This is a genomic window from Nostoc sp. (assembly GCF_036917635.1).
Lineage (GTDB): Bacteria > Cyanobacteriota > Cyanobacteriia > Cyanobacteriales > Nostocaceae > Nostoc.
Window position 1 is genome coordinate 26165 of record NZ_JBALCW010000057.1, and the last position, 22654, is coordinate 48818.

Sequence of the window (22654 nt, forward strand, 5' to 3'; positions counted from 1 at the left end):
GGAGAGCCAAAACTCCTAACTTATAACTACTAACTCCTAATTAATACTTTTAGAGTAATGACTAATAATTTAAAAACTCAGATTGGACTTTGGAGTGCAGCTTTACTTACAGGTTTAGTCGGAGTAGTAAATTTGTTATCAGCAGTGACACCTAACCTATATGGTCGAAATCACTGGTTGAAGGAATTTTTACCATTTGAAATCCGGGCTAGTGGTCATATATTTGCAGCCCTGACTGGGTTTGTATTACTAGCACTTGCGACTAATTTATTACGTCGAAAAAGAATAGCCTGGTTACTTACCATTGGTTTACTAGTGATTTCCATTTTCAGCCATTTGCTGAAGGGATTGGACTATGAAGAAAGTCTACTCTCTGGAGTTTTGCTGGTGCAATTAATCTTGATACGCCATTATTTCACGGCGCAATCAGACCGTCCTTCGATTGCGCGGGGAGTTCGAGCGCTGATAGGCGCTTTCTTGTTTACCCTGGCATACGGAACCATTGGATTTTACTTATTAGACGGCAAGTTTTCAGAGAACTTTAATTGGCGTGAAGCGATAGTTCAGACTTTGGCGATGTTCTTTACTGAGGATAATTGGGGACTGCAACCAAAAAGCAAATTTGGAGAATTTTTTGCTAATTCGATATATGTTATTGCCGCAGTTACTATTACGTATGCAATGGTAATGCTGTTGCAACCTGTGTTTTGGCGGAATCTAGTAACGCCAAATGAGCGAAAAAGAGCTAAAGAAATTGTTGAGGAATATGGATGTTCTTCTTTAGCAGCGTTCACACTCTTAAATGATAAAAGTTATTATTTCAGTCCTTCGGGTAATAGTTTAATTGCTTATGTCCCCAAGGGACGGGGTGCGATCGCATTAGGAGATCCCATCGGCCCCATTGAAGACCGCAAAGAGACAATTGTTGCTTTCTGGCAGTTTTGCCAGCGCAATGACTGGTATCCTGGTTTTTATCAAACTTTGCCCGATAATGTTGAACTTTACAAGTCATTGGGGTTTAAGGTACTCAAGATTGGAGAAGAAGCGATCGTTGACCTGAAAAGTTTTACATTACAAGGTAAAGCCGGTAAAAACTTTAGACCATCAATCAGTCGTTTAACTAAGCTAGGATACCAAATCGAGTTTTACCAACCACCCATCGCCAATGATTTATTGCACCAACTCAAATCTGTAAGTGATGAATGGCTGAAGATGGTACAAGGTTCGGAAAAACACTTTTCTTTGGGTTGGTTTGACGAAGCTTACCTGCGAGAGTGTGAGATTGCTGTGGTGCATAATCCCGAAGGTAACATCAGCGCCTTTACCAACATTCTTCGAGAGTACCAACTCAACGAAGCCACTATTGACATGATGCGACATCGCGCGTCCATCGAAAATGGCACAATGGACTTTCTATTTATTTCCCTGCTTCAACATTTTAAAGAGGGTGGCTACGACAGCTTTAATTTCGGTCTTTCTGCCCTTGCGGGAGTTGGAGAGAACCCAGAATCACGCCGCTTGGAGAAAGTATTGCACTACCTATACGGGCATTTGAATCGCTTCTACAATTTCAAGGGACTGCACGCCTACAGAGAGAAGTTCCGCCCCCGTTGGGAACCACGTTATTTAGTTTACCCCAGTTTAGCTGCCTTACCAGATGTAGTTGTAGCATTAATTCGCGCAGATTCAGGCGATCGCCTCTTCGATTATTTCAAACCCGGAGCCTAAATCTGGACTGAAAAAATAAGGACTAAAGTCCTTACTACGAACTTACTTACCATCAATTTATTGACAGACTACTATCACGGGCGATGCCTACACAATTTGGGATTTTATGGTACAATTGTACTATAAAATCCCTCACCCCCAGCCCCTTTCCCGTCATATGGGAGAGGGGAGACATAATTCTAGTTCCCCGAATCCCAAATAATGGGATGAGGGCTATCAAGGGAATGGGAAATTTGGGATGCTCCCGTTTAACAGGCTGGAAAAGATTCTTGACCTTTATATAGAAGGTAGCAATATGACGAATAATAAAATTTCTCTGGTAGAACTAATCCAAATTTTTGCCCAATATCGCAACAATATTATCGTCAATATCAAGCACCTGCAAGAAGATTATCAAAGAACAGGTATCAAGCGCGTTAAAGGTGTGAGAAACCAAAATGGGGAACTGCTTCAGCCTTGGTTGCGAACAGAAAATATAGATAATGCTGAGTATGTTGGTATGGGCGAGTTTCAGTTTAATCGTAATACTGCTACTATCAACATGCTTATCAAACACAAAGTCAAACTTGCCAAAGTTGAAGACCAAACCCCGACTATTGAGGTAGCAGGTTTGCTAGTAAATGACCTCAATAGCTTTAATAATTACACAATTGTCAGTGACGGTAAAATAAACGTCAAGTCTTTACAAGTCAAAATCAGCAGTAAAAAAGCCTTTTACTTGCTAAAAGAAAAGGGTGTGTTGGATGCAGAAGATTTTGACTTTCGTGCTGAACATACCATTGAGTTAGATAACTTGTCGCTTGTAGCTGCAAATAGTCATTACACCAGCATTGATGGACTATTCAATGAACTCGCAGAAATTAAAGTACTTACTAGTATTATTTCTGCTCACTTAAGAAATGAGTCAGATGTATTTGTAGCAGGACAGTTAGATGAGTTTAAAAAGCACTATCTGTCTAAAAATGTTTACATCAACTTTCCTACAACTAATGAATACGCAGATATCCATGAAGCGCTAGTTAATGGTACTCTTGACTCAAGAGTGAGTTATAAAATTGATATCGGTAGTCAAGATATTCTTAACCTCAGTAAGTTTCATTCTGCTAACAAATTTTTGAATAGAATGTATCGTCTTTATGATAAGATAACTGGAGAAATTATCATCAAGCCTACTTTTGCGATCGCATTGAATGAAAATCTCGCAGTTCGGCACAGACTACTATCATCACGCACCAAGATTACAAAAGTTGACGAGTTGATGAAACCAATTTTTGATGATTTTCTTGGGCTTGAGCAAAATGGCATTGTTGGAGGTATTCTTAAGAAAGTTGGAGCTGATAGTTTGGCACAGTTATTGCAGGAAAAGCAAGCTGGTAAGCAGATAAGCAAAGAGGAAATGGTTGCAGCTTTAACGACGGCAAATAACAAGCTAGAACAATATGCAGAAAATATCTACCAATATAAGATATCTCCCTTAGTATTTTACATTGGTTGTACTGGGGTATTGCCAAATAAAATGGAAGCAAAAGCCATGACTACCGAAGAAGCTGCTGCTAAATATCCCAATTTGCAATTTTCTAAAGATGAGCAACAAGGTACTTTTTTTGCAGTTGGTGATAGTATTATCAGCATATATGCCAAAACTGAATATTACAGCAAACTTATTTGTGTTGGTGTAGACAATTAGATTGTATATACAAATCTTATTTGATTTGTGAGAATCCAACCAGTAGAACCCCCAATACGTTTCGGTTAAGCCCAAAAAAGAAAAATATGTAGGTTGGCTTGAGGAACGAAACCCAACATTTTCAGGGATTTGTTGGGTAACACTAAAGTTAAACCCAACCCACAAATCTTGTTAACCGAGCAGTATTGGGCGATGCCTACGCACTATTAAATCGCTAATTTATACCCCTAATTTTTAGCACCTAAGAAAAAATCTCACTGCTTTGAAAATTAATTTGCCTTAAGATTAGTAGTTCTCTATTCTCTGGTAGCGTCCAGGTTGATTTCTACCACTAATTGTTTGTAACTCGATAATCTCTTTACCACCTCGAATAACAACACCGAACTGACTATAAGGTGTAGAGGTTCCATCCTCAAAAGTTTGAGTACCCTTAAGTTCAAAACTGCAATCCGTCGCAACTTTGTAAGTTGCAGTAATTGTGTAGGCTTTTATGACTCCATCAATACTGCTAATGCCTTTGCCTTGATGGTTACCATTGCCATCAAACTTTGCTGTTCTAACTGCTGTGTAATCTACAGTTCCGTTTTTAGTTTTTCGAGAACCTATATCCTGCAATCCATAGGCACCTTGTATAGTTGCGTTATTACAACTATTGCTCACCTTGTCAGCCATAACCGGACGAACAGAAAGAGTACTTAGAAGGGAACCTACTACTGATGCAGTGATTACTGCTTTAAGCGCAAGATTTTGACAAATCATGATAAAGATCCTGTGTGATAAAAGGTTAGCAAAGAACTGGTAGTATTAGAATTTAAACACAAAAAGATTTGGTCAAATACAAGATTTTTTGACCTAATTTAAGATGCGTTTATCCTGTGGATAAAAAGGGGGTTTATTTCCTTTAGCCAGATTGATTAAAGAGCGTTAGTCAGCCTTAATTTTCACCAATTAGTAGCTAGCTAAATTGATAAACTGCACCTGGAAGCAATTTTTAAAATTAGCAAAGCTACCAACTATATATCGAAGTTAAAACTCTGATATTTAATTGCAATTTATCTCAAAACTGACTTTTAAATAATACACATAAATCAAAAATAACTTTAATAAAGTTTTGATGAAGAATGCTAAAAGACCAAAAACTCTTACGCTCATTTTGGCTAAAAGACTAACAACGAGACTGTTGTCTAATTGGAGTGAGATTAATAAGCCTGTCATTTGCTGTTATTTAACTTGTTATTTGCCTTTAGTTAGTCATGAAATGTGTCTGAGTTAATAAAAAATCAGTTGTATATTACTTGGCAAAGTTAGTTTTATTACTTGATATGGCAATAGATTTACTAATAATCTTTAAGAAAATTACGCAGAAATCAGGTTCAATGAGACAATCTGACCTAATCTTCTCAACCTAAAGGAAGACATGAACGATCGCACAAAGGCTCTCCAGGCTCTCGCAGCTGAACGTTGGCGGGTATCCCTGATTCTCAGTGGAGCCATGATGTTTATTTACTTTGGCTTTATCCTATTAATCGCGTTCAATAAGCCCCTACTGGGGTCATTAGTATTTCCTGGTCTCAGCCTGGGAATTTTACTAGGAGCGCTGGTAATTGTCTCAGCATGGGTATTAATTTTTATCTACGTGCGTTGGGCAAATAACAGTTACGACGACCAAATAGCAAGGCTAACACGTAAGTGAGGGGATTAGGGACCAGGGGAGGCAGGGGAGGCAGGGGAGGCAGGGGAGGCAGGGGAGGCAGGGGAGGCAGGGGAGGCAGGGGAGGCAGGGGAGGCAGGGGAAGAAGAACTATTGATTATTGACCAATGCCCAATGCCCAATGCCCAATGCCCAATGCCCAATGCCCAATGCCCAATGGCTATTAGCAAATTCTAGTTCAAAATCCAAAATACTAAACCAAAAAAAGCATGAATAGTGTGTGGTTCAATCTGCCACTGGCGGCGGATATTACTAGTCTTGGTAAGTTTAACCCGTTAGCGATCGCTTTCTTTTTTCTGTTTGTTGCCAGTTCTCTAGGGATTACCTATTGGGCGGCAAAACTGACCAAAAATACGGCACAGTTCTACACAGCTGGCGGTAATATTAGCGGTTTCCAAAATGGGCTAGCCCTAGCAGGAGACTTCATGAGTGCAGCTAGCTTTTTAGGTATCACTGGACTGGTGGCACTCAACGGCTTTGACGGCTTAATTTATTCTATCGGCTTCTTGGTGGGCTGGCCGATTGTCATGTTTCTAATTGCCGAACCACTACGAAATTTAGGTAAATACACCTTTGCGGATGTAGTGGCTTATCGCTTAAAGCAAAAACCTGTACGGATAGCCTCGGCGATTGGAACGCTCGTAGTGATTAGCTTTTACTTAATTGCCCAAATGGTAGGTGCTGGGGAGCTAATCAAACTATTGTTTGGCTTTGATTATGAATTAGCTGTGGTGATCGTCGGTTGCGTGATGATGGCTTATGTGATTTTTGGCGGGATGATTGCTACCACTTGGGTACAAATTATCAAAGCAGTTCTGTTGCTTGGCGGAACGATCTTACTAGCTATCTTGGTACTAGCACGATTTGGCTTTAACCCGATCGCTCTTTTCGCTGCTGCATCTGAGAAATATACAGGTGTATTAGCTCCGGGCAAACTGGTTTCTAACCCCTTGGATGCTATCTCTTTAGGGATATCGTTGATGTTCGGCACTGCTGGATTACCCCACATCCTGATGCGTTTTTACACAGTACCCGATGCCAAAGCAGCGCGGGTCTCTGTTACTTACGCTACAGCTATTATTGGTGTTTTTTATCTCCTTACCTTCATCCTGGGCTTTGGAGCGATGGTGTTGGTAGGTAAAGATGCCATCGAGAAAATTGGTACTGGTGGGAATATGGCTGCGCCGATGTTGGCAGAATTTCTCGGTGGTGATGCTTTCTTAGGCTTTATTGCTGCTGTTTCCTTTGCAACTATTTTGGCGGTTGTTGCTGGCTTGACACTCTCAGGTGCAGCTGCATTGTCCCACGATTTGTGGGTAAACGTGGTGCGATCGGGTCATGCTGACGAGTCAGAACAGCTAAAGGTGGCTCGCGGTGCAACAATGCTTTTGGGGTTAGTGGCGATATTTTTGGGCATCTTGTTTAAAGGGCAAAATGTAGCTTATATGGTAGGTTTAGCATTTGCGATCGCTGCTAGTGCAAACTTCCCAGCATTGCTCTTATCCATGCTTTGGCGACGCTTCACTACTAACGGTGCGGTTGCAAGTATGTTAGTAGGTACTATCTCCTCTTTGGTGCTAATTTATTTATCACCTACTATTCAAATAACGATTCTCAAGCACGCTTCTGCACCCTTCCCACTAAAAAATCCTGGATTAGTTACTATTCCCCTAGCGTTTATTGTAGCGATCGTCGTTTCACTATTGAGTACTGAACAGCAGGCACTAGAAAAATTTGCCGAAGTTGAGGATCGCATCCACATTGGTTCTCAGATGTGATTTTCTTAACCGACAAAATAGCTAAAAGGGCGGTTATAAACCGCGTCTACACAGGCGAAACCCACCTTTGTGGATTAAAAAACTCAATTTTTCCCTAGTTTGCGTAAGTAGGTAGGCAAGATAAAACCAAACTATGTAACTAAAAGTAACATCTCTGTGTTTGGCTCGTAGTTGCGTTTTAGCGCTAAAGCGCAACTACGAGCCAGTGATGATTATTTGCGCTTACTTATATCATGTCCGCATAAATAGTTATGCTAACCACAGTCATTAGACCGCACACGCCAGATGCTCCACTTGGGGAGACCCCAAGACCGCACTGGCTCCCCTTAATCCCTTCCCCGCTTTTCGGGAGGGGAGACAAAGCATAGCTTTGGCTCTTTGGGGTTCTTCGGGTATAAGAAGCAATCAAGCAGACTAGCGATTTTCTGTCCGTAAAATAGTAGTGCCAACAGAATCCGCTAATTCCAAATCTTCTAAAAACATTTCATTAACAGTCTTTTGACGGTAAATCATCATTTCCCGCACCCAAGATTTATCACCTTGCTCCATGTACTTACCAATGCAGTAACCAGAGTACTCAATATGCTTAGTTTCATCGAAAATCAATAAATCAGACATTCGAGTTACTTTTGCTAAGTTATTAGGTGTGGCATAAGCTTGCAGTACTGGACGCAATAATAATTGTAGGATCAATGCCCGAATTTCTAAGAGATTGATTTGGATAATCTCATCCATCACCAACAAATCATCCATTATCTGAGCTGAAGAAATGGGAACTAGGGGCGGATGGTTGTGGTGATAGTATTGCGGAGAAAAGGCTTTCAACTCTGTACGGAAATCTGCTTCTATTTTTGTGGGAAAAATAATATTCAATAGTGCCACAAACATTAGTGAGTGGCGCGACTCATCAATCGAGTGATTTCTCACCAACTGGGCAAACTCCTGATTTTCGATCCGCTCTGAGAATTGCCAAACTTGTTTAGAACCAGTTCCTTCTTCAGCGACGTTAGTAATCAGGGAATTAGAGAACCACTCAGCATTACGAGCAAACTGACGATAGGAATTACCGTACCATGCCATACCGTGTGGTGGTGGATGAATTTCGCAAGCCTGTCTCAAAACACTTTGATAATCTTCAAAAATCTGGCAGTTATAACGTTGTAAATAATTGAGCGCCAACTCACTAACATTGTTCATATATTTTATCTCAAAAAACTATATTTAGTATAATTACTACCCTTAATTGGATAATTATTAGTACCACATAACTCTTAAAACTAGGACTTACGCAAACAAGAGCCGAAACCCTTATTTTCACGTAGGGGCAATTCATGAATTGCCCCTACGGCGTGTACTTTTGCGTAACTTATAAAAGCATAGGTGTAGATACAAACCTTAGAGGATATTTAAAAAGTCTTGGGCAAATATAATGAGACTGTTAGCAATTGATAGGGAGTTTAACCCATCAACCCCAATCCATATCAATACTACGTAGGTTTTGAAAATTTGTAGGTTGGGTTTAACTTAAGTATTACCCAACAAAGCCCTGAAAATATTGGGTTTTGTTCCTCAACCCAACCTACACTAAAGTAATTTTTTAGGCAAAACCTACGCAGTATTGCAATCCATATTAATTTCTTGAATTTTAGTGCGTTTCAACGCACTTTAGCTATTAGCCCGCAATTTATTGCAGGGCTGGAAAACAACGCAGAATCAATATTTTAGGGGTGTGGTAACAAGAGAGTGAATTGACCAACAGTCTCATATAATTTGCTACTAGACAAACGAAGTCTGAGCGCCGACTAATAAAAAATCATTAGACTTTTCAAACATCTTCTTAAACTTAATGTTTCAATTAAATGATTAATCGTCTTTGCTTTTGGATGGTACTGCAACTATTCTAATTGGAAAATGGGGCTTGGGTGGTACTGCAACGATTAGAATTCCAAAAGGGTGCTGCTTCGCAGGAGATGGACATTTACTACCATTCGAGGTATCTACTGGCACGCTTGTACCACCTTTGATTGCCTCCATGTCTTCTGGACTTAAATCAAAACTAATTAGTTCGTTATCTAGATTATCTAGTTTTCTATTTTCCATCTGTTTCACCTCAATTTAATTACTATTAACCGGAAAGAATCTCTAAATACACAAGCTTATTTCTGAGTTGAAAAACTTAAACAACGCTTTTAAATGATTCGTTGCTTAATTTATTTTGGAGATTCACTATTGTTTTACAAACTAGCATTATTACTGCCCACTTTAGCAAATATTACATTACGTAAAAGGGACATAAGTAATTTACTTTTAAGTAGGTAGGTAAGATAAAACCAAACTATGTAACGAAAAGTAAAATCTCTATATTTGGCTCGTAGTTGCGCCCTCTTGCGCTTTAGCGCAACTACGAGCCAGTGATGATTATTTGCGCCCACTTACTTACTCGAATATTATAAATAACCTCACCCCGCCAATTGCTAACGTAATCGCCTCCCCTCTCCGATGCTTTGGAGAGGGGTTGGAGGCAGGGCGACCGCATCATGTCAATAAGGCTCATGTATTATCAATAGACTCGAAAATTATCTCATTAATCCTTCTTATTGACAAAGATTTTAGCGATCGCACCGAGTCTCGGAAAGTAAATCAAACGAGAAATCCTTATTTTTTCGTTGCTTCTTAATCATGGTTGTGATCAAGAGTAATTTAGATGCGTTTGCCCTGGGGTTGGAGGTGAGGTGAAGTTTTTGAATGCAATTTGGTATAACTCGCCGGACTGTTCGCCTTTAACTAAAACCCTGCTTTTGGCTACTGTCCAAGTTCTTTGATGTTTTTCATCGCTTGTTCATATAAATCATTGTTACCTTGACTTTGAAAAATGTTTGCTGCTTGTTGTAAGTCCTTCAGCGCTCCCTGCTTGTCTCCATTGGTGGCGCGGGCATTTCCCCGGTTATTGTAAGCAGGGGCAAAATTAGGGTTGAGGCGAATGGCTTGATTGTAATCTTCGATCACACCCTGTGGCTCTCCATTGGCAGAACGGGCATTTCCTCGGTTATTATAAGCGATCGCATATTTGGGGTTGAGGAGAATCGCTTGGTCAAAATCATCTAGCGCCTCTCTTTTTTGTCCCAAGGTGGCGTGGGCATTTCCCCGGTTATTGTAGGCTTCGGCATAGTTAGGGTTCAGGCGAATCGCTTCACTGTAATCTTTCACTGCTTCTCTGTTATTTCCTAGTGAGGCGCGGGCATTCCCCAGGTTATTGTAGACTTCGGCGTCGTTAGGGTTGATGCGAAGTGCTTGATTGTAATCTGCGATCGCTTTTTCTTTGTCTCCCGAATCAAAGTAGGCTAATCCCCGCCCGTTGTAGGCAGCGTCATATTGAGAATTTTGCTCAATTGCCTTAGTATATGAAGCGATCGCAGCTTGTAAATCGCCGTTTAAATGCTGATTCTTTCCCTGAAGATAAAATTGCCCACCAATGGATGCTGTAACTGAACGACGGCTAGGTTGACTGACTCCTATTTCTGTTACCAAAACATTGTCATTCTTACTACAAGAAACACTGCTAATTGCTGTCAATGTAGTAAAAATAGCTAGGGTAAATACTTGATTTACCCTTGTTCGCTTTTGTTTAAATAAACGCCGTCTCATAATTTAATATAAACTGCCATAACACCTGAACGCAATTAGTACCATCTAGATTTTAACTTTTTAACTCAATAGTTAATTCTAGCTTTTAATAGACATTTCAAGTTAATTTATAAATTTACCTGATCTTCAATAAAGTGATTTAATAGTTATATTAAGGAAAACTCATAAAACATAAAGTATAAAACTTGTCATTTTGGCTTTTTGCTATTGTCATCTCTGTAATTCTTGACAATGGATTTATGAACAGAAACTTACTGTTGTTCATCTTTTTTAGAATCCTTTTTGAAAAAAAATTAAATATTAATATCTATTCTCAGATAATAACTCTATAAAATCTGGCATTTCTAGCCATCTAAACAATTTACTCATCCTCAATACCACTTTCTTGAATTTTGGAATTTAGCCGCCAAGAGGTGGTTTTTTCAATATCTACAGAAAGTTGTTCCAGATTTTGTCCTAAATCTTTTTGGAGTTTCTGAGTGAGTGTGATTGGAAAATCTAAATTAATCCCTTCACTTTGGGCTAGCCTTGCCAATTCTGTAAAAGTAGCTTTGACTGTAGTCCGTTCATAACTAGTCAGTTTGTAATAGGCAGTTTCAGATATATTCTGAGCTTGCATGGCTTTTTTCATGCGTTCTTGTAAATGTTCAGATTCTGAATTTAACAACTTGCATTGTTGCTCAAGTTGCGAGTATCTGCCACTTAGTGATATTAAGTCTTCCGTTGCGGGATCGGGGCTGGCTTGGGCTTGTAAATCTAATAAATTTGAGTGAATCTGAGCCAGATAAATACAATCTAAGTAAGCATATTCTATCTGTTCTTCAGTCAGAGGACGTTTTCCCCAATCGCTTGTTTGTTCTTGTTTATCGATATTGTTAAAGCTACAAACTGATGTAGCTATGGTTTTGAGTTGATAATTAGGTAATGGTAAAAGATAATAGGGAATTTTTTTTGCTATGTCTAAAGTACAAGTAATATTTTTGGCTTTCTTGTTACCGAGAAGCTTTAGATCGTAACTGGCGTTATGAAAAACTTTTTCAATTGCAGAATTTATCATAACTTTTTCAATAAATTCAGCTATAATATTAGGCTTATCTAGGACATCTAACAGGTAGACGCGATCGCCACTCATATCTTTGGGATTATCTAATACCTGAATCAGCGATAGTCTAGGATTACGGCTTTTATAGTCAGCTACTTCTGTATCTATCCACAGCGTTTTAGCGTTGGTATATTCAGCGACAATGGCACTAATTTCGCCGGCGGAAGTAAGGTATGGCATTGGCTAATATTTCCTGATATTTGGGGCATTGTAAGTAAGCCATAGTTTTCTAAAGTAACATTTTGTTGGTAATTTTGCTGCCACAGGATTGCAAAAATGCTGAAGTTTTGAGTTGCATAGGCTTAGATATCGCCAAACTGACTTAAATCTGATAACATCGAGTCACTACTGGCTGCATAGTCTACCATCGAAAGAGCTACTGTGCATCTACATTAAATTCATAGAGAGCTACAGACTGTATGCAGAGGCATCCTGGTTAGCAACCGTCAGGAAAATTGAATTGGCGCTTCTCAGAAATGGCTGCAAAATCTTAGCCTCAATAAATCGTCTAAGTTTCAATTTCCAGCAACCTGAGTACTTGCTTGGAAAGTTTTGCTACTTCACATTTAATTGCTTTTTAACATCTGCTCCTCACAATCACACACACCTCAATTAATCGCTTCTAGTATTTATTCAATTTGGAGAAGATAATGAAAAAGCTAATTCTATTACTAGTTAGTAGCATTTTGGTAGTTGGTACTTTTGGCTGTCAAGAGGCTCCTAAAACTGGTTCAGAAACTCCTAGCGCTACTAATGAAGCTGCTCAACCAACAGCAACACCAGCTTCTCAGATAAATCAAACTGGGGATAAAACTACTGCTAAAATTCCAGTAATACAAACGACTCCTTTAGCAGTTAGCACAGATACTACTAAAACCGATTCTGCAAAAACGGCAGCAACAAAAGCTAAGAGCAACTTGAAAACTCAAGTTAGCGAAAAGTTGAATAAAGGCTTACCAGGTAATAAGTTACAAGTTGAAAACAAAGAGAGTGAAATTATCCTTAAAGGCACAGCCACTTCTGCTGAAGAACTCAAGAAAGCTGAAACTTTGGCTAAAGAAGTGAAAGGTGTAAAAACGGTGAAGGTGGAAGCAAAAGTTGAAGCTGTGAAAAAGTCATAAACGAATAACTCAAGTTCTCAGTTAACATCGGCATAAAAGCCAAACAAGGACTTACATTTGCGTAAGTCCTGTTTTTTATTCGCAAGTTCGTAGTAAGCAATTTAGTCCTTATTTTCTAAGCACTAAAACCCTTATACTAATTCTGTCTTAAGATGCGCCAAACTATAACTATACTTTATTATATTTACCCATAAAATCATCTTACATACTTGTAAAATAGTCTTGCAATAAATAATAATGAACTGATAATTTTCTCACTACCACGATTCTCCTTCCCCTCTCTGCGTTCTCTGCGCCTCTGTGGTTCGATAATCCCTAAATTTCCCCCTACCCTCTTGCGAATTTTTAATTACTTGATACACTTATTCTTCATTAGCCCAGTGAACCAGCGCCTATGGTGCATATCAAGCGCGTGGAACTTACGAACTTCAAATCCTTCGGTGGCACAACATCAGTCCCTTTGCTACCGGGGTGTACTGTCATATCTGGGCCAAATGGTTCAGGTAAATCGAATATTCTAGATGCACTGCTATTTTGCCTCGGACTCTCCAGTTCTAAGGGAATGCGAGCCGATCGCCTCCCAGATTTGGTAAATAACACCCAAACCTCTAAAGGACGCGCTTCTATTGAAGCTAGCGTCACGGTGACATTTGATTTGTCAGCAGAGGACTCACCCAAAGCCGCAAAGGCGCAGAGTGGGGGAGCAGGGGAGGCAGGGGAGGCAGGGGAGGCAGGGGGAGCAGGGGAAGCAGGGGAAGAAAATCCAAAATCTAAAATCCAAAATCCAAAATCGGGAGAGTGGAGTGTTACTAGAAGGCTGCGAGTCACTCACCAAGGCACTTACACGTCGAATTACTATATCAATGGTGAAGCTTGCACGCTGACAGAATTGCATGAGCAATTAAGTAACCTGCGGGTTTATCCTGAAGGCTACAATGTTGTGCTGCAAGGCGATGTCACCAGCATTATCTCGATGAATGCGCGCGAACGGCGGGAAATTATTGATGAATTGGCGGGGGTGGCGGCGTTCGATCGCAAAATTGTTCAAGCCAAATCAACTTTAGATGAGGTGAAAGAAAAAGAAGATAGCTGTCGGATTATTGAAACAGAATTAACTGCACAATGCGATCGCCTTTCTCAAGATCGGGCGAAAGCTGAGAAATATCAAAAACTCCGCACGGAATTTCTAGCGAAACAATCGTGGGAAGCTGTTTTATCATGGCGATCGCTACAAGCACAACTTGAGAAATTAGTTCACGAAATTCAAAATAGCGATCGCAATTCGACTGAACTCACTACCCAACTCACAAACCTAAATTCTGAAATAGTCCAAAAAACTGCTGAACTGGAACAACTCAATAAACATGTCAAAGCATTGGGAGAAGATGAACTTTTGGCGGTACAATCTACCCTCGCCACCCAAGAAGCTGAACGAAAACAACTCCAGCGTCAACTCACAGAATTAGAAACAGCAACGCAGGAAACCGCCAAACGTCTGCTTCAAACTCAGCAAGAGATTGAAAAACACCGTCATTCCCTAGAAGAAATTGCCCAAACACAAATTGTAGAGACGGGATATATCGCGTCTTCACAACAACAAAGAAACGAAGCGCACCAAGCTCTAGAAACCTCCCGCGAAGCCGCCGCCGAAATCGCCTCAGCTTCGGAAGCGTGGGTGCAGCAACAAACGGCATTCAACCGTCAAATTGAAACTCTGCTGCAAACTCTAGAACCTCAACGCACAGAACAAGCACAACTCACAGAACGCAATAATCAGTTACAGCAGTTAATCCAAGAACAAACCCAGTTAATTGAACGCGATGAACCGTTATTAGCCCAAAAACAAACTGACTGTAGTCAAGTTGAAACGGAATTTAACGCCTCTAGCGAACCCATCCAAAATTTAGCCCAAAATCTCTCAGCCACAGAACAAGAACTGCAAATCCAACAGGAAACTCAAAAACGCTTACTTTTTGAACAACGAGAAAAACAACGCCAGTTGGATAAAATAGAGGCGCAAGCCCAAGCACAGCAAGAAGTCCAAGGAACCCAAGCTAGTAAAGTCATTTTACAATCGGGAATGCCTGGACTTTGTGGCTTAGTTGTGCAATTGGGCAAAGTGGAACCCCGCCATCAGTTAGCTTTGGAAATGGCAGCTGGTGGACGTTTGGGACATATTGTGGTAGAGGATGACAGCATCGCCGCAGCCGGAATTGAATTGCTCAAACAGAAACGTGCAGGGAGAGCGACTTTTTTACCACTGAATAAAATTCACGCTCCCAAATTTACTCAAGATGCAACGCTGCGTTTTGCTAGCGGTTTCGTTAATTATGCTGTTAACTTAGTCGATTGCGATCGCCGTTACAAAGATGTATTTAGCTATGTTTTTGGTAACACAGTAGTATTTGCCAACCTTGAGGCGGCGCGGAAAAATTTAGGATTATATCGCATCGTCACCTTAGACGGGGAATTGTTAGAAACTAGCGGTGCAATGACTGGTGGTAGTAACAGCCAGCGTTCAGCCTTGCGGTTTGGGAATGCGGAAGCGGCGGAATCTGATGAAGCGATCGCTTTAAGAAGTCGCTTGCTGGATATTGAGCGAGTTTTAGAACGTTGTACAGAAGCGATCGCTACTTTGTCAGCCAGAACCAAAAAACTCAGCCAGGAATTAACAGAAGCGCGTCAGGCGCGGCGCGAACAGCAGTTGCAATTGGAGCAGTTGCAAAAAGATATTAAGAGTTTGACAGCGCAATTAGAGGTGATGCGATCGCAACTCTCCCAAAACAGCGAAAAGTTAGCCACTGCTCAATCCCGTCTGGAAATTTTAGAGCGGGAATTACCGGGGCAAGAAAATCAGTTGCAACAATTGCGACACGCTTTAGCAGAGTTAGAAGCATCCCAAACCCCCAGCGAATGGCAACAAATCCAGGCAACCATTAAAATTCAAGAGCAACAATTGCAACAACGGGAGGCGGCATTAAGGGAAGCAGAACAAAGATTAAAAAATTTGGAAAATCAACAACAACGGTTGCAAGAGAAAAGCCAAGAAGGGGAGGAGCGAATTGCCCAATATCATCGTGAGCAAGAGACGCGAAAAAATCAACTAACTTCCCTCAGCACTCAACACTCACAACTCAGCACTTTAATTGCCGAAACCCGTGCGACGCTGAGTCTTATGGAACAGAATTTGGGAGAAGAGAAACAAAAACGCGACGCTACAGAATTGGAAGTGCGATCGCATCTTTTGCGTCAACAACAATTGCAATGGGAAATCCAAAAACTCCAAGAAACCCAAGAGAAGCGGCGGGAAGAACTAATTGCACTACAAAATCAGTTGCGGGATATGGGAGCAGAATTACCAAATCCCTTGCCGGAAGTTCCAGATAAAGTAGATTTGGAGGAATTACAGAAAGAATTGCGATCGCTTACCAAACGCTTACAGGCAATGGAACCTGTTAATATGCTGGCGTTAGAAGAATACGAACGCACTCAAAACCGTCTCCAAGAACTCACTCAAAAATTGCAAACTTTAGAAGGGGAACGCACCGAATTACTTTTGCGGATTGAAAATTTTACCACATTGCGGCAACTTGCCTTTAAAGAAGCTTTCGATGCCGTCAACGAAAACTTTCAATCGATTTTTGCCATCCTTTCAGATGGTGACGGCTATTTGCAACTCGAAAATCCTGAAGATCCCTTTAGTAGCGGGCTAAATTTAGTCGCGCACCCCAAAGGGAAACCCGTACAGCGCCTAGCTTCCATGTCTGGGGGAGAAAAATCACTTACAGCCTTGAGCTTTATTTTTGCCCTGCAACGCTACCGCCCATCGCCATTTTACGCCTTTGACGAAGTTGATATGTTCTTAGATGGGGCAAACGTAGAGCGATTAGCTAGAATGATTAAACAACAGTCACAACAAGCGCAATTTATAGTTGTGAGTTTGCGTCGTCCGATGATAGAATCAGCCGAACGCACAATTGGCGTTACTCAAGCACGAGGAGCTTACACTCAAGTTTTGGGGATTAAGTTACAATCATCCAATACATCTGCTTGAGTTTTTGTTAATAATAGTGTATAGATAAACCACGTAATGTGCGACTTTCTCTCAAACCTAACCACGCCAGATGCTTCAAGTCGGCACAGCCGCCCAACGCACTGGCTCCCCAACCCCTTCCCTAAAAGGATTGGGGAGCAAAAATCAAAGCCTCTCTCCCTGTGGGGGAGAAGTTTGGAAGTGGGGTTTCAAGAATAAGTCGTACCTCGCGTTAAACCGGATTCGAGATCAGGACTCGGTATAGAATGACCTCCGAACAGATAATTAGGCGTTCCGACATATTAAATACCCAGGTGATTACCCGCGACAACGGCAAGCGGCTAGGCATCATCAGTCAAGTCTGGGTTGATATAGATCAACGAGAGGTTGTGGCTGTTGGTTTGCGAGACAGCCTGATCTCCATTTCGGGCATACCGCGCTATATGTACCTCAACAACATCAGCCAGATTGGTGATGTCATCCTGGTTGATAACGAAGATGTAATTGAAGATATCGAAGTTGAATCTCTCAGTAATCTGATTAACTGGGAAGTAATTACAGAGACAGGTGAAGTCTTAGGCAAAGTTCGGGGCTTCAAGTTCAACGGCGAAACCGGCAAGCTTAACTCCATAGTTATCGCTTCTTTAGGATTGCCCCAAATTCCCGATCAATTTCTGAGTACTTACGAGTTCTCAGTAGATGAAATTGTCAGCACTGGCCCCAATCGGTTGATTGTATTTGAGGGAGCCGAAGAACGGGTAAACCAGTTGACAGTTGGTTTACTAGAGCGCCTGGGTATCGGCAAAGCCCCTTGGGAACGCGATGCAGAAGAAGAATACGGCTATACTCCACCGCGTACAGTTGCACCACCCAATCAACTGCCTAGTGGAGTGCCATTGCAGCCACCCAGGCAAAAAGTTCGCGCCCCCGAACCCGTAGCGCGAGAAGAGGAATGGACAGAAGACTATGTGGAAGAACAAAGGCCACAGCGTCAGGTAATGAAGGCGCGGCAGTATGAATCTATTCAATACGAAGAAGATGAGGAAGAAGATAACTGGAGCGAGGCAACAGGCAGCGACAGGTATCAACAACCGCAGCCGCTAAAATATGAAGCCCAGCCCTACAGCAAGCCTTATGTTGATGAATACGATGATTATGACGATGTAGACGGCGATGCTTGGGAAGATGCGCCAAAACCGGTGAATATTCCCAAAAAGGTCAAGGAAAGACAGCCAGAATACGAAGAAGAAGGCGGATATTAGGTTATCCCCACCCTCAACCCCTTCCCCGCGCCAGCGAGGAGGGGTTTTTTTATGAATAAAAGTAAAACCCATCGCCTAAACTAACGTGATTATTTTGTTAATGCTGCGTCATCCCAGGAAAGATCGCAGTTGGAGAGAGTACCCTGTAGGGTACTGTGAACCTCCAAGTAGTCATACTACGATGTAAACAATTAATCAAGCGGCTAATTGCTAATTTATGAATGTAAGTAAGTGGGCGCAAATAATTATCACTGGCTCGTAGTTGCGCTAAAGCGCAAGAGGGCGCAACTACGAGCCAAATACAGAGATTTTACTTTTCGTTACATAGTTTGGTTTTATCATTGTCTACCTACTTAAGTAAGTAGAAAATTACCAAAAAAAAGATGTCCTTCAGTGCTTAACAGAAAAACTAAAATCGTTATTACAAACTTATTTCCCTAGCAAAGTTGTCTTGGTAAAATACTAGCCTTTATTTCATATCTAAAATGCCTAGCTTATCCGCTATATCAAATAGGATGAGCGGAGGTTATTTTTCATTACCTATACCTGTGGTTTCTACTATAGCCAACAATATTATTTTTAGAGATTAATCATGCTTTCAATTGATGAATCACCCTTTGCTAATATTCTGGGATTTCTATCACTAGCTAGCTATATAGCCACATTACTTCCCACAACTCTAAGAATTGTTTTTCCGCAAGCAAAAGAGACTGGTATTCCCCAATGGTTGCTAAAACACCGCCGCAACATCGGTATTATAGCTTTCTTTTTGGCTTTAGGTCATGGTTTTTTAATGGTTCAAAAGAGAAACTTTGATTTTTTTGACATCAAGACATTTTGGATATATTTCCAGGGCGTAAGCACTTTCATAATTTTTACACTGCTGTCTATAACTTCTAATAATTGGAGTGTAAAAAAGCTGAAAAAGAACTGGAAGCAATTACATAAACTCACTTATGTAGCTATGGTTATTTTGATTTGGCATATCTCAGACAAAATGTCAGGTCATTGGACATATTTAACACCAATTAGCGTTTTTGCTATTAGCCTAATCACAGTTTTATTTATCATCCGACTTTGGATTGAACACCAAAATAGGCAACAAAAAATTACAACTAAAGTAACTAAAGCAGAATTACCAGAAAAAAGCACTAGTACAGCACGGCAGAAGTAATTAATTAGTTGAAACTAAAACAAGCTTTATTTTCTTAGTACTATTTGTTGCCCAAATTGTGTAAATGGAGACTCACTCTGTAGTGCCAAACCAAATTGTTAATAAAATTACAGTATTACTGGCAATTACGTCTACAGCAACCTTGGTTGGGTTTGGCTCCTATCGTTTACTATTTCCATTCCAGATGGCCACAGATGGGGCTATGGCCTTGCCAATCATTCAACCTTATCAAACCCTCAAGGGAAATTCAGCCTGGATTTATGCGATCGCTATCAGTCCAGATGGTAATACTTTGGTTAGTGGTAGCTACGATCGCACAATCAACATTTGGAATCTGCACACTGGTAAATTACTCCACAGTTTTAAAGGTCATGCTGATGCAGTTGTATCCTTGGCAATTAGCACTGATAGCCGTATACTCGCTAGTGGCAGTTGGGATAATCGAATTAAACTGTGGAATCTGGAAACAGGAACTCTCATCCATACCCTTGATGGGCATAAAGACGATGTAGAAGCAGTTGCTATAAGTCCCAACGGAAAATTGCTTGCTAGTGGCAGTGCTGATAATACCATTAAGCTCTGGAATCTGGACACAGGCAAAGAAATCTTTACGCTCCAGGATGTAGTCTGGGTAAAGTCTCTTGCTTTTAGCCCCGATAGCCAAAAGTTAGCCAGTGGCAGTAAAGATAACTCCATCAGAATTTGGCAGCTAAATACTGACAGTCCGACACTGATACAGACTCTCACAGGGCATTCCCAAGAAGTACGTTCTGTTGCCTTCAGCCCTGATGGGCAAACCCTTGCTAGTGGCAGTATGGATAAAACCATCAAACTGTGGCGCTTAGGCGATCGCAAATTGTTGCACACTCTAAAGGGGCATTCTGAGTCTGTATGGTCTGTTGCCTTTAGCCCTAATGGACAGACCTTAGCCAGTGGTAGTTATGACAGAACAATCAAACTCTGGGATTTAGCTAGTGGCAAACTCCTTGCTAACTTTGCAGGACATACCAAGTCTGTATGGTCTGTTGCCTTTAGCCCTAATGGGCAAACCTTAGTAAGTGGCAGTGCTGACGAAACCATCAAACTTTGGTCTATACCCCGCGATACTACCGCTCATACTCAAACACTTGAAAGATATTTAACCAAGTCCATCACCACTGAGGATTTGCCATAATTAATGCCGCCGCCTGAGAGCTATCTAATGGATGGGAGAAAAAATATCCCTGCCCATATTCACAGTTCAAATTTCTCAACAGTGCTAGTTCCTCTTCTGTCTCCACCCCTTCGGCGGTCACATCCACACCTAATTTGTGTGCCAATGTAATAATTGTCTGAACAATATCTAAATTTCCATCATTAAAAATGCTCCTGGTAACAAAAGAGCGGTCTATCTTCAACTGATTAATTGGAAAGTGGTAGAGACGACCTAATGAGGAATAGCCCGTACCGAAGTCATCAATTGCTAACTTAATTCCTAAATTTCTCAGTTCCTTTACCCTGATGATGGCTTTATCATGGTTTTCCATAATTACGCCTTCTGTAATCTCCAGCGTCAAACTCGGCGCGGGGAGTCCAGTGTCTTGTAGAACTTTATTGATGTGCGGCAGCAAGTTTTCTTCACTGAACCTAGTAGTACAAAGATTAACACTAATGGTCAAGGCACACTCAGCCAGATCCCCACAAGTAGAGGAGAATTGCTTTTGCCACTGCTGTATCTGACTACATGCCTCATGCAAGACCCACTGCTCAATAAGCATAATTAGGCCGGTTTCTTGGGCAGTTGACATAAAATACTCTGGCAAAACAATGCCGTGTTTTGGATGTAGCCAGCGCACAAGTGCTTCAAAACCAGTTATCTTGCCGCGACTGAGTGACACTATCGGTTGATAATAAACCCGAAACTCTTGAAGCTCAATAGCTCGGCGCAGCTCGTTAACCAACTCCAATTGCGCCATTGCTTGAATATGCATATCAGTGTTAAAAATCTCATAGCACGCCCTGCCTTGTGCCTTAGCTCGGTACATCGCAATATCGGCGTCACGCAAGTAATCTTCTGGTTGTTCACAACCTTTTATGCTTAAAGCAATGCCAATACTCGCTGTAGTAGACACTTCGTGTCCGTCTAGAACCACAGTTCGTGCCAGATTGTTTTGTATTCGCTCAACAACCGCTACCACTTCTAATACATCTCTAATTCCCACCAGTAGGATGATAAACTCGTCTCCTCCCAGCCGTGCAGCTATATCTATAGAGCGCAAGCATTCTTGAAGCCTTTGAGCAACGGTAACCAGTAATTGATCTCCAAATGTGTGTCCCAGGCTGTCATTGATCACCTTGAAGCGATCTAGGTCTAGAAACAAGACAGCAAATAGATAATCTGAATGCCGTTTGGCATAATTGACCGCATCTTCTAAGCGGTTCATAAATAAAGCGCGGTTTGGCAGTCCCGTCAGTACATCGTGAAATGCAAGGTGTAGCAGTTGTGACTTGGCTCGTTTATGCTCTCTAACTTCACTCAGCAATTGCTGATTTGCTTTTGCCAGTTCCACTGTGCGTTTTGCCACTTGTTCTTGTGCTTGTTTAGCTTCGCTGATATTACGTAGCAACCAACGCCAGCCTACCAAATTTTCTAGTGAGTCATACACTGGAGATGCCCTGATACTAGCAGGAAAGGGTGTACCAAACCGGGGCTTTATCTCAATTACGCAGTCCTCTATCTGCTGCGAATTATTTATTAGGGAGCGAAATATCTGGCGGTCTTGTTGAGCAATAAATAGAATTAATGGCTTACCTACCAGATATTGTTGGTGTACAGAGAGCATACTTGCTGCTGCATAGTTAGCCTCTAGGATCTTCCCTACGGTATTAGTTACCAAGTAACCATCCGGCGCAAAATCGAATAATTCTTGGTAACGCTGGCGTTCTTTCTCTGCTCTTGCTCTTGTTACCTCTAGCTCCTGGGAGGCAACCAATAGTTCTTCCAGTGCTATTTGGAGTTCATCGAAAGCCGCTATTATTAGCTCTTGTTGTGAGTTCGATTGAGTTGCACTGCGCTGGCATATTCCCCTTACCCGCGATTGCAATTGCTCTATCTGTTGGCTAAAGTCATCTACATCCATGTTGCTGAAGCTGCAAAATTAGGAAGCGTGGGTGTAAGTAATTGTTAAATTGAAATGTTAGTACTTATTAATACTAATAAGCTGGCATATATACTATAGCAGGATATACTTCTAGTATTTACGTAAGTAGGTAGACAAGATAAAATCAAACTATGTAACGAAAAGTAAAATCTCTGTATTTGGCTCGTAGTTGCGCTTTAGGGACTTCCAAGAAATAAATTACCCAATCTTGTGGGGTGGGCATCTTGCCCGCCCTTGTATATGGGCGGGCAAGATGCCCACCCCACAAGAAGT

General features: G+C 41.2%; 15 protein-coding genes. 9 read left to right on the plus strand and 6 right to left on the minus strand.

Annotated features, from left to right (window positions below; translation table 11 throughout):
- The first annotated feature begins 57 nt into the window (after positions 1-57).
- Together V7K32_RS15050 and V7K32_RS15055 are read left to right on the plus strand one after the other, a co-directional pair.
- Complete coding sequence (locus V7K32_RS15050; protein WP_334994494.1) at positions 58-1728, plus strand: phosphatidylglycerol lysyltransferase domain-containing protein; 1671 nt, start codon at positions 58-60, stop codon at positions 1726-1728.
- A 295-nt stretch (positions 1729-2023) separates the two neighbouring features.
- The gene (locus tag V7K32_RS15055; RefSeq protein WP_334994496.1) at positions 2024-3415 is read left to right on the plus strand and encodes a hypothetical protein; all 1392 of its coding nucleotides are present in this window, start codon (positions 2024-2026) and stop codon (positions 3413-3415) included.
- Between the two features lie 285 nt (positions 3416-3700).
- Here the strand turns inward: V7K32_RS15055 and V7K32_RS15060 are convergent, their stop codons facing one another.
- Positions 3701-4174 carry a hypothetical protein gene (locus V7K32_RS15060; protein WP_334994498.1) on the minus strand — a complete coding sequence of 158 codons (474 nt, stop codon included), beginning with the start codon at positions 4172-4174 and terminating at the stop codon, positions 3701-3703.
- A gap of 658 nt (positions 4175-4832) precedes the next feature.
- Between V7K32_RS15060 and V7K32_RS15065 the strand changes: the two genes are divergently transcribed.
- Both V7K32_RS15065 and V7K32_RS15070 read left to right on the plus strand, forming a co-directional pair.
- Positions 4833-5108, plus strand: coding sequence for a DUF485 domain-containing protein (locus V7K32_RS15065; RefSeq protein WP_334994500.1), 276 nt, complete (start codon positions 4833-4835; stop codon positions 5106-5108).
- Positions 5109-5335: 227 nt separating this feature from the next.
- Positions 5336-6904, plus strand: coding sequence for a sodium:solute symporter family transporter (locus tag V7K32_RS15070; RefSeq protein ID WP_334994502.1), 1569 nt, complete (start codon positions 5336-5338; stop codon positions 6902-6904).
- A 414-nt stretch (positions 6905-7318) separates the two neighbouring features.
- On the opposite strand, the gene V7K32_RS15075 is transcribed toward V7K32_RS15070, so the two are convergent.
- From V7K32_RS15075 to V7K32_RS15090, 4 genes are all read right to left on the minus strand, one after another.
- Positions 7319-8101, minus strand: a complete 783-nt coding sequence (locus V7K32_RS15075; RefSeq protein ID WP_334994504.1) for a hypothetical protein — start codon at positions 8099-8101, stop codon at positions 7319-7321.
- A gap of 666 nt (positions 8102-8767) precedes the next feature.
- Entirely contained in the window at positions 8768-9004 is a 237-nt protein-coding gene (locus V7K32_RS15080) for a hypothetical protein (protein ID WP_334994506.1), read from the minus strand.
- A gap of 702 nt (positions 9005-9706) precedes the next feature.
- Positions 9707-10549: a tetratricopeptide repeat protein gene (locus V7K32_RS15085; RefSeq protein ID WP_334994508.1), complete on the minus strand. Its 843-nt coding sequence runs from the start codon at positions 10547-10549 to the stop codon at positions 9707-9709.
- A 361-nt stretch (positions 10550-10910) separates the two neighbouring features.
- On the minus strand, positions 10911-11831 hold the full coding sequence (locus V7K32_RS15090; RefSeq protein WP_334994510.1) for a ribonuclease D: 921 nt from the start codon (positions 11829-11831) through the stop codon (positions 10911-10913).
- Between the two features lie 470 nt (positions 11832-12301).
- On the opposite strand from V7K32_RS15090, the gene V7K32_RS15095 reads away from it, so the two are divergent.
- From V7K32_RS15095 to V7K32_RS15115, 5 genes are all read left to right on the plus strand, one after another.
- Positions 12302-12772, plus strand: coding sequence for a BON domain-containing protein (locus V7K32_RS15095; protein ID WP_334994512.1), 471 nt, complete (start codon positions 12302-12304; stop codon positions 12770-12772).
- Between the two features lie 394 nt (positions 12773-13166).
- Positions 13167-16826 (plus strand): chromosome segregation protein SMC, encoded by a 3660-nt coding sequence (smc, locus tag V7K32_RS15100; protein ID WP_334994514.1) that lies wholly within the window; start codon positions 13167-13169, stop codon positions 16824-16826.
- Positions 16827-17071: 245 nt separating this feature from the next.
- Entirely contained in the window at positions 17072-18067 is a 996-nt protein-coding gene (locus tag V7K32_RS15105) for a PRC-barrel domain-containing protein (RefSeq protein WP_334994516.1), read from the plus strand.
- Positions 18068-18659: 592 nt separating this feature from the next.
- Positions 18660-19241, plus strand: a complete 582-nt coding sequence (locus V7K32_RS15110; protein ID WP_334994518.1) for a ferric reductase-like transmembrane domain-containing protein — start codon at positions 18660-18662, stop codon at positions 19239-19241.
- A 64-nt stretch (positions 19242-19305) separates the two neighbouring features.
- Entirely contained in the window at positions 19306-20415 is a 1110-nt protein-coding gene (locus V7K32_RS15115) for a WD40 repeat domain-containing protein (protein WP_334994520.1), read from the plus strand.
- On the opposite strand, the gene V7K32_RS15120 is transcribed toward V7K32_RS15115, so the two are convergent.
- Complete coding sequence (locus V7K32_RS15120) at positions 20393-22360, minus strand: putative bifunctional diguanylate cyclase/phosphodiesterase (protein WP_334994522.1); 1968 nt, start codon at positions 22358-22360, stop codon at positions 20393-20395. The genes V7K32_RS15115 and V7K32_RS15120 overlap by 23 nt on opposite strands.
- Between the last annotated feature and the right edge of the window lie 294 nt (positions 22361-22654).